Annotated in this window: 9 protein-coding genes and 2 pseudogenes; 6 read left to right on the top strand and 5 right to left on the bottom strand. The window is 38.2% G+C overall.

The features are described 5' to 3' along the window. Positions 1-221: 221 nt before the first annotated feature. The 3 genes from ACOMCU_RS10170 (at position 222) to ACOMCU_RS10180 (ending at position 3,219) form a co-directional block, all read left to right on the top strand. Positions 222-1,286, top strand: coding sequence for an S-layer homology domain-containing protein (locus ACOMCU_RS10170; protein WP_421050102.1), 1,065 nt, complete (start codon positions 222-224; stop codon positions 1,284-1,286). Positions 1,287-1,699: 413 nt separating this feature from the next. Further along, positions 1,700-2,272, top strand: a complete 573-nt coding sequence (locus ACOMCU_RS10175) for a hypothetical protein (RefSeq protein ID WP_036132426.1) — start codon at positions 1,700-1,702, stop codon at positions 2,270-2,272. Next, on the top strand, positions 2,269-3,219 hold the full coding sequence (locus tag ACOMCU_RS10180; protein WP_421050103.1) for a TRM11 family SAM-dependent methyltransferase: 951 nt from the start codon (positions 2,269-2,271) through the stop codon (positions 3,217-3,219). The genes ACOMCU_RS10175 and ACOMCU_RS10180 overlap by 4 nt, the downstream gene beginning before the upstream one ends. 163 nt (positions 3,220-3,382) lie before the next feature. Here ACOMCU_RS10180 and ACOMCU_RS10185 read toward each other — a convergent pair. Beyond that, a pseudogene (locus tag ACOMCU_RS10185) lies at positions 3,383-3,756 on the bottom strand (transposase); the annotation flags it as partial. Between the two features lie 520 nt (positions 3,757-4,276). After that, positions 4,277-4,960, bottom strand: coding sequence for a ZIP family metal transporter (locus tag ACOMCU_RS10190; RefSeq protein ID WP_230491922.1), 684 nt, complete (start codon positions 4,958-4,960; stop codon positions 4,277-4,279). 512 nt (positions 4,961-5,472) lie between these two features. Between ACOMCU_RS10190 and ACOMCU_RS10195 the strand changes: the two genes are divergently transcribed. Continuing rightward, a complete protein-coding gene (locus ACOMCU_RS10195) occupies positions 5,473-7,161 on the top strand; it encodes an FAD-binding protein (RefSeq protein WP_421050104.1) in 1,689 nt (562 codons plus the stop codon). 269 nt (positions 7,162-7,430) lie between these two features. After that, positions 7,431-9,131 carry a GNAT family N-acetyltransferase gene (locus ACOMCU_RS10200; protein WP_421050105.1) on the top strand — a complete coding sequence of 567 codons (1,701 nt, stop codon included), beginning with the start codon at positions 7,431-7,433 and terminating at the stop codon, positions 9,129-9,131. Here the strand turns inward: ACOMCU_RS10200 and ACOMCU_RS10205 are convergent. The 3 genes and pseudogenes from ACOMCU_RS10205 to ACOMCU_RS10215 all read right to left on the bottom strand — a co-directional run bounded on the left by ACOMCU_RS10205 (position 9,105) and on the right by ACOMCU_RS10215 (position 10,879). Beyond that, positions 9,105-9,317 carry a hypothetical protein gene (locus ACOMCU_RS10205; RefSeq protein ID WP_010861324.1) on the bottom strand — a complete coding sequence of 71 codons (213 nt, stop codon included), beginning with the start codon at positions 9,315-9,317 and terminating at the stop codon, positions 9,105-9,107. The genes ACOMCU_RS10200 and ACOMCU_RS10205 overlap by 27 nt on opposite strands. A gap of 116 nt (positions 9,318-9,433) precedes the next feature. Then, positions 9,434-9,701 (bottom strand): annotated as a pseudogene (locus tag ACOMCU_RS10210) (transposase); the annotation flags it as partial. Positions 9,702-10,297: 596 nt separating this feature from the next. Next, positions 10,298-10,879, bottom strand: a complete 582-nt coding sequence (locus tag ACOMCU_RS10215; RefSeq protein ID WP_010857422.1) for an NUMOD4 domain-containing protein — start codon at positions 10,877-10,879, stop codon at positions 10,298-10,300. A gap of 193 nt (positions 10,880-11,072) precedes the next feature. On the opposite strand from ACOMCU_RS10215, the gene ACOMCU_RS10220 reads away from it, so the two are divergent. Then, positions 11,073-12,683: a Na/Pi cotransporter family protein gene (locus ACOMCU_RS10220; RefSeq protein ID WP_421050106.1), complete on the top strand. Its 1,611-nt coding sequence runs from the start codon at positions 11,073-11,075 to the stop codon at positions 12,681-12,683. Positions 12,684-12,732 lie beyond the last annotated feature (49 nt).

Below are 12,732 nucleotides of genomic sequence, written 5' to 3' on the forward strand. Positions count from 1 at the left end.
TAGGAGAGCACGATAATATACCGATTTCACATTGGGTTAAATAACCTATTTAATAATAGTGCTTTACTAATGGGTTTTGCGATTTGGATGAATAATTCGGAAGTCCTTTTTGTAGTAAAGAATAGGACTTTTTGATATTTTTACAGTACTTACATATTTTTATAGATTTACTAACTGTTGTTTTAGTACACTAAATTTATGAAAAGAGAGGGGCAAGAAAAATGAAAAAAACGATGTTAGCTGGAGCACTTAGTATTGCATGTTTAACAGGAGGATTTGGACTCCAAGCACAAGCACAGGAGAATGTAGATGTTACAAAAATTGTCAATAAACAATTGTTAGTGGCATCAACAAACACTAGTCAGGTACAATCGATGTCCTATCAAGATATCTATAAAATGTTTTTACTTTCCAAACTATTCTCAGATGATCATCTGACACTAGTATCAACTAGTAATAGTATTACTGTAAAATTTTCATTAGCAGCACTGATGAAAAGTTACGAGGATGGGACAAACCTATATCCAGAGGGAGAAAAGGCATTTAAAGAGAACTATGAAGAGTATAAAAAACTTTTCGGAGACTCTATTCAAATGAAAATTACACAATCCGGCAACTCCTTTACAGCTGAAATATATACAGGTGGTAAATGGGAAGCTGTTAGCGGTCAAGATTTGAATGATTTAATTATGGTCTTTAATCGCGCAGATTTTGAATTAAAGCCAGGTGGATATTTCACAGATACTATTGGACATTGGGCTGAAAGTTATATCCAATTACTTTATCAAGCAGGGATTGTAAGCGGTACTACTGACACAACATTCAATCCGAATGGTCAAGTAACGCGTGGTCAATTAGCAGCTATGATTTTCCGTGCATCTGGTCTAGATGTAAATGAAGATTATGAAGGACCTGCTACATATAATGATATGCAAGGGTTTTGGGGTGCAAGAGAAGTAGCGATTTTACAAGAGTATGGCTTAATCGATATTTTTGATGGCAATAATTTCGAGCCAAATAAACCAGCAACACGTGAGGAAATGGCGTATGTAACTGCAAGCTACTTGCAAGGAATGGAGTTTGATGTAGCGAAAGCTAGCAAAAATAATACATTTACTGATAAGGATCAGATGCGCAAGGAGGCTGTAGAATCGATTGGGTTATTACAGCAATTAGGTATTATTGATGGTGCGAATGGTAAATTTAATCCTAAAGGCAACCTGACACGTGCACAGTTTTCTAAAATTCTGTCGCTTACGTTAATGACGATGAGCGAAGAGGAATAGCAAGTTTTTGGGAAATGGCTTTATTTCCATGCCCATAGCAGCAACAATTAAATAAAGTTAGGGTGATGTGCAAGGAGGATACTCCATCACATCACCTTTTTTGCGTTTTTGCTAGGTTACTTTATCGCTATCAATAATCTGAAACAATGTATACTAGGGAAATCTTTTTTGTCACAACGTGAAAGTATAGGGTAAAAAGAATCTTCGCTACCAGTAACACCCGATATTTTTCATATTGTTATGCAAACTAAGTTATACTGATGGTTAAGATAAATTTATCTTTATTCAGCACATTATGTTATTGTCCCAAAAGCGTAGTGACAGCTACAGAAAATGTACACCTCTATAGATGATGAGATGATATGGAATGAATGAAGATAAAGCCATTGGCGTAATTGATTGGAGCTGGCGAATTGCTAAAAAAACAAATGGAATTATTGATGAATGAGCAGGTTGACCTTGCGTTATTGGATGTGGAAAAAGCGTATGCAGAAAAACATGGGTTGCTGCTGAATCGGACAGTGCAGGATTTAGGTTATTTACATGTTAATGTGATAGAACGATGCGACAAGCTAAGTGAAGAGTTGCTAGCAGAAGAATCACAGTCGTTCTTGGAAAGAGCCGTACAATATTTAAGAGAGCATGCGAATGAATTTATGTATGTGGCGTCTGATCGTCTAGCAGTCATTCGCGTGGACTCCTTTGCGCTAGAATTTGATGAGGCATTCGGTGTGTATAGTGCCTTATTTGGTCTACGATTGCAAAAGAAGCAAGGTGAGTTATTACATACGTATTTAATAACACATTTGCAACATGAGAACATGACGTATAGTGCGGCATTTTCGGGGCAGGATGGACTTTGGGAAATTAATCTTGCATTGAATGCGCTTGATGAATTTAGTGAGCAACAGTCATTTGCAGAAGTATTGGTTTGTTTGTATCGTTTTATTTTCGGGCTACTTGAAGAACTTGAGGAGACAGTATGATAGAGCAAACGATTACTTCTTATCTTTATACGTATGCGTGGCAAATAAATGAGCGAGAGCTTTGTCATTTAGAAATGCGCGCGATGTTTGGCTTTGATACAGCATCGAATATGCTAGTAGCACCCCAAAAAATTGAGCCGAGTAGAAGTCCATTTATGCGTAGTCGGTTAGATGTGCTATACGAAGCAGCTCATGTTGCAGACATTGCCCATTTTGCACAGAATCTTGTATTAGGAGAAGGTACATTTAAAGTATTATGTTTAAATAAGAATGACCTTGGGGATATTAAGAAGATTCAACAGCATGAACGTCATCAGGTGGAGCGAGAAATTGGCTTATGTATACAGGCAGAGCCAGATTTAGATAATCCCGATATTGTATTTGGACTTGTTTGGCATAATAATCGTTGGTATTTTGGTTATTATGTTGAAGGTGAGGCAGTTTGGCTCAAGCATCAGCAAAAGCCTGAGATGTATTCGACAGCTTTAAGTACACGGGTTGCACGAGCGGTCGCTAATATTGCTATTCCGAATCCAACAGGTGTACGAGCGATTGATCCATGTTGTGGTATCGGCAATGTTTTAATAGAAGCATTGTCCATGAATATGAATATTGTTGGCCGTGACATTAATCCACTTGTTGTGAAGGGCTCGCGAATAAATATTGCTCACTTTGGCTTACAAGGAGAAGTGCTAATGGGCGATATAGCACAAATAACGGAAAGCTATGATGTGGCAATTATTGATTTACCTTATAATTTATTTACACATATTTCAGTGGATTCACAGTTTATGATTATTAAATCAGCGCGTCGTATTGCAAAGAGAGTCCTATTTGTGACTATTGAAACAATTGACAATATGGTAAATGAAGCAGGCTTTGAAATAATCGATCGTTGTGTCGTAAAAAAAGGTTCTTTTGAAAGACAAATATTACTATGTGAATAGAATTTCTTAACCAAAAAGAAAATCCAATAATGTCATTTTTGACAATGTTGGATTTAGGTTGACGACAAAAGGTATTCGGAATGATTACATTCCGAATACCTTTTGATTTTTTATCAGAAATAGTAGTTACAAATAACTCTATTAACAGAGTAGTACGCTACGTTCAACTATTTTCTTCCATTTTCGGACTTTGCCATGTCCAATTAGCTAACTTCTTCAAATTCATGGCAGTCAAAGTAAGCATCGCCTGCAAGGACAATTTATTAATCCCTTATAAGGTCGTCCAACGCATACCATGCTTTTCTTTCGCATCCGTAAATATGCGTTCAATCGTTTCTTTTCGACGTGCATAGTTTGCTTCATGTCACTTTGATGACGTAAATGATAGGCTTCTTCCAAATGATGCACCCAAATAGGACGTTCAATGATTTTCTGATGATCCTTACTCGTCGTACATGGAGCCAATAAGGGACAACTTGTGCATTGAAATGGATAGGATTTATACTGTATTCTGCTTTCTTTCGTTGTTATTGAATAGGGTACACTAGTTCATTGGAGCGCAGGCGGCGACTTCTGCGGGAAAAGCATGAGTTGAAGGCCCCGCAGGAGCGTAGCGACGAGGAGACTGAAGCCATGCCCGCGAAAAGCGTCCGCCGTAGCGGAAGTCAACGGGTTCATATAGAGTCTTCTATTTTTAAAAGAAAAAGTACTGTAAATAATAAGTTCATTATTACTATTGTTCGTTATCCTATCCATCACCTCAATCATTTATAACTACACTAGTTGATTGGAGCGCAGGCGGCGACTTCTGCGGGAAAAGCATGAGTTGAAGGCCCCGCAGAAGCGTAGCGACGAGGAGACTGAAGCCGTGCCCGCGAAAAGCGTCCGCTGTAGCGGAAATCAACGGTAAAATGTAGATACTTCTATTTTAAAAGATGACAAACTCAATTTTTTGAGTTTGTCTACAGCCTGGATCCAACGAAGTCATTTTTGACATTGTTTGATTTTTTATTGAATTGGACGATGTGTAAATTTTATAGGTTGTAGCATCGCCCCTTTATATCATTAAATGAAACGCATAACTCAAAAAATACCCCAATAGTATATATGTCAAAAATAACCTTACCGACACTGCTCGAATATGATGCAAGATAAATTCAGAAATACTAGTTGTAGCAATCAAACCGATGGATACACCCATTAGGATACCTTGTACCTTATCGGTCAAATTGGTGTATTGACCGATTAAAATAAAGACACTAAAGAATATTGAAAAACCTATAAAATAAAGAAACAGCCGCCATAGTTTTTCTCCTTGGGAAAGAAGAGCCGTACTAAAAGCAAAACCCTCCGGAAGATGATGAAGAATGATTGAGGCGGTAATGGTGATGCCAAGGGCTGAATTCCCTAGTAAATTTCCGACGGTGAGGCTGATTGGAATTGTATGAATTATCATAGCGAATGCAAGTAAGAAAACGGAGGGATTTTGAGAATTAGTAGGGTGAAATAAGCTACTAAGAATTTGAAACATCAGATAGCCGATGACTATGCCGAGAATTATGCTAAAGGACTTGTACATGTCAAAAGAAGTTGGAATGATATCTAACGCAAGCAACCCCACTAAAAATCCACCACATAACAGTGATAAACCTTCAGTTGTATGCTGAAATAACTTTGAAAAAATCCAAGCGATAGCCCCGCCTACGCTGACACTGAAAAATAGAAAACCACCAAGTATCATTGCACTCAACTACAGTATTCCTCCACCCCATCATAATCTTTAAGCTGTTTTACCAAATATATGCAAACTAGAGTTTTATATGATAACTGCTGCAATTTTTAAAAATAAATTACACTATGTGAAATGCATATAAATGAAGCAATTTCATATCAAAAAGGCAAATATTATGAAAGAAAATAAAGAAATTGTTCCTATCACATAGGTATATTTCGCTACAGGTGGACGCTTTCCGTGGGCAAGTGGTAGTTTGTTTTACCTGCCAATGATTTATAGTATTATCCATATTGTTTGGATTTTTATTGGGAAAAAGCGTTAACATGTTCTAATTGTTCTCTGATATGAAACGCTCTATTTCATTCACGTCTACTATGTGATTGCTAACCAGTCAGAGTTATAATTTGGAAAAATAATTAGTAGATTCAATTGACTGAATTTTAGTTTAATTCTATACTTTTAGTAGTTATACAGATTCATTGATTTAGTAACTACTAATGAGAGCGAGGAATGTGTGTATGAATTGGGATGCGAGTTATGATGTGGTAGTTGTAGGATCAGGGGCAGCGGGGTTAACGGCAGGGCTGACAGCAAAGCTACAGGGAATGAAATCATTAGTCATCGAGAAAACGGATTATTATGGTGGGGCATCTGCATTATCTGGTGGTGCGCTATGGATTCCAAATAACCATGTGATTAAAGGTGCAGGAGTTCCTGATACACACGAACAAGCTCGTTTATACTTGGATTCAACTATTGGGGATCGAGTACCGGCAGCATTAAAAGAAGCTTACATTACACGTGGACCTGAAATGTTAAAGTTTTTATACAATCATACGAATCATATGCGCTTCCAGTATGCTACAGGTTATTCGGATTATTATCCTGAAAAACCAGGGGGCTTCGCTCAAGGACGTTCGATTGAGCCACTTTTATTTGATGTAAAAAAGATGGGTACTTTAGTAGATACAATGCGGCGCTCAACAATGTCCACTAAGGGCTTCACGATGAATAGCTATGAATTCCATAAGGTAAATATGATTAGACGTACAACGGTTGGTAAAACAACTGCGTTGAAATTAGGCGTTCGACTAGTGAAATCGAAAGTAACAGGGAGTCAGCCAGTAGCCTTAGGAGAAGCAATGATTGCACGACTAAGAATGTCACTAGCTGAGGCGAATGGTGAACTTTGGCTTTCAACAGCGTTTAAAGATTTTATTGTTGAAAATAATCGTGTTGTTGGTTTACTAGTAGAACGAGAGGGACAAGAGCTGTATATTGAGGCGAAGCGAGGTGTTGTCCTTTCATCTGGTGGTTTTTCACATAATCAAGCGTATCGTGAGAAATACTTGCCGAGCCCAACAGATACCAAATGGACTTCTACTCCAGACGGGCAGACAGGAGACATTATCGAACCAGGTTTACGAATCGGTGCAACATTAGATCTTATGGATAAAGTTTGGGGAGCACCCTCAGTAATTGATCCAAATGGACAACCATTCTTCCTAGTAGCAGACCGAGGTGTGCCTAATATGATGGTTGTTAATAATGCGGGTAAACGTTATTTAAATGAAGCTGCCCCTTATCATGAATTTGTAGACAATATGCTAGCACATCATAAGGAGACGAATGAAGCTGTACCGTCTTGGATTCTTATTGATGCAACGGCAAAGAGTCGATATATTTTTACGGGGTTATTTCCTGGGCAAGCATTTCCAAAAAGTTGGTTTGACCATGGTATTGTGAAAAGTGCACAAACAATTGAAGAACTAGCGCAGCAGATGGACGTACCTACAGAGAATTTACTAGAAACAGTTACGCGTTTTAATGACTTTGCTCGTAATGGCCACGATGATGATTTCCGTAGAGGGGATAGTGCCTATGATAATTATTATGGTGACCCGACGTTGAAAAATCCGAACTTAGCTGAATTGAGCAAAGCGCCTTACTATGCTCTGCGAATATATCCAGGTGATATTGGTACAAAGGGCGGTTTAGTAGTGGATGAGCAAGCACGTGTTGTCAAGGCTGATGGTACGCCGATAGAAGGCCTTTATGCATCTGGAAATTGCTCGGCTTCTATTATGGGCGAAACCTATCCAGGACCAGGTGCGACACTCGGGCCTGGCATGACTTTAAGCTATATTGCTACCTCTCACATGGCAAAAGCAAGTAAAGAACAACAAGCGGCCCTAGTAGAGGTATAAAACTTACTTGTAGAAAAACCTTCTAATTCTTTATTGAATTGGGAGGTTTTTTACGATGCCTAAAGCTTGCGAAAAAAAAGACAGAGCCTATATAGCATACCAAAATGAGCACTTATTGAATGTTTAGGCTAATTGTTCTAATGTTTTGTATATAGGAATATATTGTCTATTAATGAAGTGCACAATTGAAAAAATAAACATTCAGAATGATTTGCTTGAAAACAACAAAGCATTTTCAGCGAAAGTAAAAAGGAGTGACTAAACACGACGTGTTAGTGTATAGACTCGTGACAACGATTGAAGAGCTAGAGTCGTATAAGGACACTTGGTCAGGAATACTTGAACGTGAGAAAAATGATAATCCTTTTATAGAATATGAATGGATTTCGACTTGGTGGACGACACTCGGAAGCAAAGAAAATGTAGAAATTTACATTGTCGAGTACAAAGGAGACAGTATAGCGTTTTTCCCTTTCATCCGTTTTGTTCGGTTTGGTGGTATCCATCAATTTAGCTTTTTAGGACAAGGATATGCTACTTATATGGAAGTAATTGCTGAGGGTATTTGGAAGGAACAAGCTATGGATTTCTTATTAAAAGAACTTACACGAAACTATAAAAGAATTATTTTTGTCTTGCATGGTTTATTAGAAAGTAAGAAAACATCTTATGTAATGGAAAAATATGCGCAAGAACGTCAACTACCCCATTCAGTTTTCCGCACTGTGACTCCTTATATAGATTTTAAATCAATGGAGCTAAAAGCTTTTCTACAAAAACATCACAAGAAGTTTAAGAGCATTCATCGTCGAGAAAAAAGATTAAGGTCACTTGGGCAATTAACATTTCAAGAGGTTAGTGCGGAAAATTTAGATGGAATGTTTGAGCTGTTTGAAAGAAGATGGCGCAAAAAAATTGATAAGAGTAGGTTTACAAAACAACAAACACGTCTTTTCTTTGAACGTTTAGCAATGCAACAAAGTAAAGCTTTTCGTGTGGAAGTAGACAATCTAGTGTTTGAAGACCATTGGATTGGTTTTACAATAGATATTTGTTGCAGAGAGCGGAATTTTTGTCAGGCGATGGGCCATGAGCCTGATTTCAATATATTTGGTCCTGGGCGTTTAATTGAAAGAGCAAATATGCTGAAGGCACATGGTTCAAACTATCGCTTTTATGATTTTGGCATCGGTTATGAACCGTATAAATTTGAATGGTATACACATATAGATTTCACTCGAAAATTTGTTATGAGTACTAAAGGAACCAGAGAACGTGTTTTACGGCTGATGATGGTATTGCATGATACATTGAAAAGAAAATTAAGTGATAATCATCAGCTGGTAAAGTTGAAACGTGATCGATTTGGTGAGCTTCAATATTTTTTAAAAGAAGCCAGGCTGAAAGATTGGTTTATGACCTTTAAAAAAGGAATAAATCGCATGATAGCTGTAACCAGTTTTGACTTATATTATTTACAGAGTAATGTACGTCAAACAACAACGGATTTACAGGAAATATCAATTCAGGATGCATTGGAAAGTGACAATCGATCAGAGCTCATTTCACAATATTTTAAAGGTTATAGGCTTTATGGTGACGGCACACAACAAGTTTTATTTTTGCGCCATGACCAATTTATACGAGAGGAAGCGATCGATTTTACTCAGCAACTTCCGCCTAATTCAACGTATATTAAAGCGTATACCACTCAGCTATTTCCGAAAATAATAGCACAGGTGCAGCAAGAAGGAAGGGCGATATGTATCACTGTCAATTGGTATGAATGGCGCAAACGAAGAACACTTATGAAGTTAGGGTTTGAAAAAGTGGAACGAGTACGGATTAGTCGGTTATTTAAATGGAAAAAGATTTCTCGTCAAGAAAATGAATGGGCAAAGTATATACAGTGTAAAGGGCAAAAATTTGAACATATATGGCATTTAGTAATGTTTCCATTGCTTATATAAATAAAAATCCTCAGTGCCTACAGTCTTTTTCTTTTTGAATAAATCGTAAGAAACCGTTGATTTCTGTTCCAAGCGCTCCCTTTCCGCAGGCACGGCTCCAACTAATTTTTGCTGCGGGTCGCCGCAAAAATGGATTTTCCCCACGTGCTGTTCCTGCAGGAGTGTCGCGCCTTCCACGCCAATCAACTTGTATCGCCTACGGATATCCTATTCTGCTCCTAACCTGCTAAAAATCCTTAAGGTGATGATGATCATGATGACAAAAAATCAAATCAAAGAGCGTGAACGGCTTGAAATGCACCTTAAAAACGACAAAAGGTATTTGGAATGTGATTAACTAGCTTTTTCAAATTCATGGCAGTAAAAGTAAGCATCGCCTGCATGGACAATTTTTTAATCCCTCGCAAGATTTAGCCAACGCATACCATGTTTTTCTTTCGCATCCTTAATTACAAGTTCAATCGTTTCTTTGCGACGTACATAGATTTGCCTCATGTCACTTTGATGACGTAAATGATCGACTTCTTCCACATGATGCGCCAAAATAGGACGTTCAATGATTATCCGATGTCAGCATTTCTTATTGATCTCGTTCATTATTTATATGTTTGGTCCTCCTATCCATCACCTCAATTATTTATCGACTACACTAGTTGATTGGAGCGCAGGCGGCGACTTCTGCGGGAATAGCATGAGCTAAAGGCCCCGCAAGAGCGTAGCGACGAGGAGACTGAAGTCATGCCCGCGAAAAGCGTTCGCCGTAGCGGAAATCAATCGTTTCATATAATACTTCTATATTTAATAGAAAAAAACTATAAACATTAAGTATTTTCGAGACCTGAGATGCTACTAATGGATAGATTTTTAAAATCACTAGTAGCTTCCCACTTATGTACTAAATGGACCTCAGGCACCATTTGGTCAACTGTCAGCATGTCTAATTAGCGCAGGCGGCGACTTCTGCGGGAATAGCATGAGCTAAAGGCCCCGCAGGAGCGTAGCGACGAGGAGACTGAAGTCATGCCCGCGAAAAGCGTCCGCCGTAGCGGAAATCAATCGTTTCATATAGGTACTTCTATTTTTAAAAGGCCAGACTGTCTACAACCTCAATCTTTTGAGGTTGTAGACAGTCTGGCCTTTTACTTGGGCATGAGGATTTTTTATGTTTAGAAGTGAACGCCTGGCTTGTCAGAAAGTTTGCAACCAGTGCCATATTTTGCTTTTAATGCACCTTTGAAATTGGTTTGTTCTAACTCAGGGTATGCCTGTTTCCATAACTCAAATACATTATGATTAGATGCTACACCGTCTTTTGTTAAACGGACGATATGAAAACCATACTCATCATTACATCTAGCTAACGGGCGATTTTCACGAACTGTAATGATACGACCGCTCGCAGTAATTTCATATAAACCTTCAAAGCCAGACACTACTCGTTTGTCTTCACGAAGCTCTGCTGTTTTTTCATCCGTTTCTACTTCAGAAGCTTCTTCAGCGGTATTTTGCGTAGGTAGATCCTCTACAATTATAAAATCCTTGTTTGAAGCTTTGTCGCTCATCGTGGCCATCACGTTCATGATTGCGCCTACATAATGCATTGGTTTTTCATTACCTTCTTCATAAACAAAAATATTATAGTCGGTTTTATTGACCTTCTTTATAATTATATTGCCTGTTGAAATAGTAAAACCGATAAATTGATTTTTATTGAGTGCTTGTAATGCTTCTTGCTTTGTTAAAATCATCATTAAATCTCCTAAAAAAATATTTTCTCTATTTTACCATAAATTAAGGTCAATTGTTTTTTTCATAAAAGGGCAACAAACATAGCTATCCTATAAAATATAAAGATGGTAATATTAAGTATTATTTGTTTTTGTAAATATTTATTAATTTTTCATGACATTTGTAAAATATTACAAAAGGAGTGTTTGTAGTTTGATTAATGTATTAGGGGGCATCGGTTTATTCTTACTCGGTATGACGATGCTTACTAACGGTTTAAAAGAGCTAGCAGGGGATGCTTTGAAAAAATGGTTGAACCGTTTTACCGGAGGCACAATTAGTTCGGTACTATCAGGCACATTGATGACGATGATAGTGCAATCCTCTACTGCGACAACGTTGATTACAATCGGCTTTGTCAGTGCGGGACTCTTAACATTTGTACAATCCATTGGGGTCATTATAGGTGCAAATATTGGGAGTACAAGTACGGGATGGATTATTTCGTTAATTGGCTTCAAGATTAATATGCAAACCATGTCACTGCCTTTCATTTCATTTGGTGTATTTGTGCAATTATTAGCACCTCGTGATGTTAAAGCAGCAGGGGGCCTTTTTACAGGCTTTGGCTTATTATTTTTAGGCATTGATGTACTTCAAGGCGGAATGGCCTCTGTACAGGATATGATTCCATTTGATTCGTTTCAGGCGGATACAATTGGAGGTAAAGTCATTTTAATCGTGTTGGGGCTTATCATGACAGTCATTATGCAGGCATCAAGTGCAGCAATTGCTGCTACATTGACGGCGTTATATGCAGGGGCTATTGACTTTGAACAAGCGGCATATTTAGTCATAGGTCAAAATATTGGTACGACCGCAACCGCACTATTTGCAGCAATTGGTGCTTCAACCGCGGCCAAGCGAACAGCGATGACGCATGTGCTATTTAACGTTGCAACAGCAATCATTGTAACACTCGGTGCCACGCTCATGTTTAAACTAACTGAATTTGTGACAATAACCATTAATAATAGCTTCGATGCAACACTAGGTATTGCAGTATTCCATACACTGTTCAGTGTTGTAGGTGCAATTATATTTGTGCCATTTGCACGGCCATTTGCACGATTAATTGAGAAAATAATTCCTGAAAAGGGCAGCTATTTAACGCGCAATCTTGATGATAGCGTAGCAAAGGTGCCAGGAGTCGCTGTGGAAGTTTCATTTAATACACTCCAGGATATAACAAGGGAATTAACAACAGTTATTGTGACGCTCATTCAAACGCAAAAGATAACAACAGAAGCTGAAATTAAGTTAAATCAAATTGATGAGGCAATTGAAAAAACGCGTTTGTTCATGGATGCCATACAATCAACATCTAAGAAAGACCGTTATAAGCATATTTCACTGTTACATGCATTGGATCATTTGTATCGTTTGGCAAAGGCACTTCGTGAACAACATCCCAATACACTTCAATTACAACCAAGATTAACGAAAAAATGGCTGACAGTGCTGGAGGAAGTGCTGATCATTATAGATGAGGATAGCCGCCTCCCAGAGATTTCGATGCTTTTACAGGAAACATCGGCTGAAATGGCAGCTGAACGACGAGATAAACGCAATGCTTATTTTGAGAACTCTGTTGGCAACATGGTAGAGTTAGAAACCGCGGTGTCGAAAGTAGAAGCATTACTGTGGATCGATCGCCTTGTCTATCACTACTGGCGTACAACTGCGCGTTTAGCAGAATATCAAACTGCGACGAAAAAAAGCCGCCATGGGGAAGCAACGAAAAATTATGCTTTAACAGATTAATAGGATGCCCGACTCTCTTTTGGTTAGAGGACGGGTATTCTTCAGATAG

Source organism: Lysinibacillus sp. UGB7 (genome assembly GCF_049058285.1).
Lineage (GTDB): Bacteria > Bacillota > Bacilli > Bacillales_A > Planococcaceae > Lysinibacillus > Lysinibacillus sphaericus_B.

Bases quoted from the DNA above. Each gene is read 5' to 3' on its own strand.
- ACOMCU_RS10190 (WP_230491922.1), bottom strand. From the start codon at position 4,960: ATGATACTTGGTGGTTTTCTATTTTTCAGTGTCAGCGTAGGCGGGGCT.
- ACOMCU_RS10215 (WP_010857422.1), bottom strand. From the start codon at position 10,879: ATGATTTTAACAAAGCAAGAAGCATTACAAGCACTCAATAAAAATCAA.
- ACOMCU_RS10180 (WP_421050103.1), top strand. From the start codon at position 2,269: ATGATAGAGCAAACGATTACTTCTTATCTTTATACGTATGCGTGGCAA.
- ACOMCU_RS10195 (WP_421050104.1), top strand. From the start codon at position 5,473: ATGAATTGGGATGCGAGTTATGATGTGGTAGTTGTAGGATCAGGGGCA.
- ACOMCU_RS10170 (WP_421050102.1), top strand. From the start codon at position 222: ATGAAAAAAACGATGTTAGCTGGAGCACTTAGTATTGCATGTTTAACA.